Source organism: Mesorhizobium sp. M8A.F.Ca.ET.202.01.1.1, from assembly GCF_004791595.1.
In the GTDB taxonomy this organism is placed as follows: domain Bacteria; phylum Pseudomonadota; class Alphaproteobacteria; order Rhizobiales; family Rhizobiaceae; genus Mesorhizobium.
The window spans coordinates 1-347 of the sequence record NZ_SRUN01000135.1; the positions used below are offsets into that span (position 1 = coordinate 1).

General features: G+C 68.3%; 1 protein-coding gene and 1 pseudogene. Both read left to right on the plus strand.

Annotated features, from left to right (window positions below):
• Positions 1 to 203, plus strand: a pseudogene (locus EN845_RS34175) (bifunctional folylpolyglutamate synthase/dihydrofolate synthase); the annotation flags it as partial.
• 53 nt (positions 204 to 256) lie between these two features.
• Positions 257 to 347, plus strand: a 91-nt coding sequence (locus tag EN845_RS34180) for a VOC family protein (RefSeq protein WP_189587439.1), incomplete at its 3' end; no start/stop codon positions are given.

The window sequence follows — 347 nt, forward strand, 5'->3', positions numbered from 1 at the left end:
ACAGCGACGCCGGCGTGCCGAACGACGAGTTGGCTTTGCGTGCCGAAGAGGCCGGCCTGTCGGCCGAACCGGTCAGCTCCGTCGCCAGCGCGCTGATGCTGCTGCGCGACGCCTGGGACGGCCCGGCACCGCGGATTCTCATCGGCGGCTCGCTCTACTTCGCCGGCGCCGTGCTGGCCGAGAACGGCACACCGCCGACCTGAGGCCAGGTCAAGACGGCGCTGCGGATTTCGGCGGGGGCCGAAAGGAACCGGCCATGATCAAGGTGAAGCAGCTCGCCCATGTCTGCATTTTCGCGCATGACCTGGAAGCGACGCGCGACTTCTACCGGGATGTGCTCGGCATGG